The organism is Kitasatospora indigofera (genome assembly GCF_014655955.1).
GTDB lineage: Bacteria > Actinomycetota > Actinomycetes > Streptomycetales > Streptomycetaceae > Kitasatospora > Kitasatospora indigofera.
The window spans coordinates 1-1527 of record NZ_BNBO01000141.1 but is presented as its reverse complement, the minus strand read 5'-3'; the positions used below and the strand labels follow the sequence as shown (position 1 = coordinate 1527).

Below are 1527 nucleotides of genomic sequence, written 5' to 3'. Positions count from 1 at the left end.
ACTGGATCCTCCACACCCTGGCCGAGCTGTGCCTCGATCAGGGCCGCCCCGCAGACGGCCTGGCCCACCTCGACGCCCTCGCTGCCGCCCGCGGCGGGGGGAGAGGGGAGGAATGGGACCTGTTCTGGATGCGGCTGCCGCTGATCGCGGCCAGCGCAGGGGTCGACGATGCCGTCGAACGGGCCCGGGCTCATCCCGAGGGCAACACCTCGTACGCGGCGCCGCACATCGCAAGGCTCCTGGCCGACGCCGGACGGACCGAGGAGGCCGTCGCGGTCCTCGAACGGCATGCCTGCGCGAACAGCCACGACCTGGCCGGCTACCTCATCGACCTCGGCCGTATCGACGACGCCGTGACCCTACTCCGCCAGAGCGCCCCCCGGCCGCCCGCCACCTCGACCGCCGACCTCTGGTACGACGAGCCTCCGTTCTGAGGCCCCCTCCGCGACAGCCCCCGTTCCGGTCGGCCCGCCGCTTGCGGGGGAGCCCCAGCACCAGGGGGGCACCTTGCCTGTGTCTTCCGGTGGTGTCGGCGGCCGGTAATAGGGTCCGCGGGGTGACGACCACCCATCCGTACAGCGCCCCTCCCGTCCCCGACGTCCTGCCCGCGCCCGAGGCGGTGCTGCGTCGAAGTCACTGGCCGTCGCTGCAGACGGCCTGCGGGACCGGGAGGACGCTTCCCGAGGCCCTGGCCCGCCTTCTCGACCCGGATCTGAACGCGTCCGACACCCGCGACGCGCTTGGCGACCTTGAGCCGGTACGGCATCAGAACAGCCTCTACGAAGCCACCGCACCGGTCGCCCTGTTCGTCGCCGCGCTGCTTTCCCGCCGCACGGCACAACATGGCGGGGCGACCGCCGACGAGGTGTCGGTACTGCTGCTGGAATGGCTCGCCGACCTCGCCCACGACTGCGACGACGCACGCAAGACAGATGGCGACCGCGCCCGCGGCAAGGCCTCCCTGGCGGGCTACCCAGCCATGGACAACGTGCGGGCGCTGCGCCCGCTGCTCCACCTCGCCGTCGCGCCGTTCCTCGACGATCACGACACGGCTGTCCGGGACTGCGCACTGTCTGCGGCACTGGCCCTCGCCGAACACCCTGCTCTGGCCCCGCACCGTGACGACCTCACCGCCCGCGCCCGGACCCGCCTGATCACCGCTGATGGACGGTGGCGCCGCCGACAGGCCCTTGACGCCCTCCTCGCCTGGGGACACGACATCACGGATCTCACCCGACCCGGCGACGACCGCAGCCCCTACATCACCGACCCCGAGCCGGACGGGCCCTGGGCCGATCCGCTGGACCTGCACCGCGCGGTGCAGCCGCCGGCTCGGCCCAGGGGCGCCTACGACGCGCTCTCGTAGACGACATGCGTGTCCGCGCAGTTGCCGGCGATGCGGGTGAGGGCGTCGCGCTCGGCGGTGTCGGCGGCGGGGTTCCAACGGAGCTTGGTGGAGACCCACTCCGAGGCTTAGGGCCCGCAGAGAATCAACGTGTTGCTTCCCAGTCGGCGGCTCGTTGACGT

At 72.4% G+C, this 1527-nt stretch carries 1 protein-coding gene and 1 pseudogene; both read left to right on the top strand.

The window, feature by feature from the left end:
* Nucleotides 1-434 (top strand): annotated as a pseudogene (locus tag IE329_RS39825) (tetratricopeptide repeat protein); the annotation flags it as partial.
* Nucleotides 435-556: 122 nt separating this feature from the next.
* Nucleotides 557-1366 carry a hypothetical protein gene (locus IE329_RS39820; protein WP_190215955.1) on the top strand — a complete coding sequence of 270 codons (810 nt, stop codon included), beginning with the start codon at nt 557-559 and terminating at the stop codon, nt 1364-1366.
* The last annotated feature ends 161 nt before the right edge of the window (nt 1367-1527 follow it).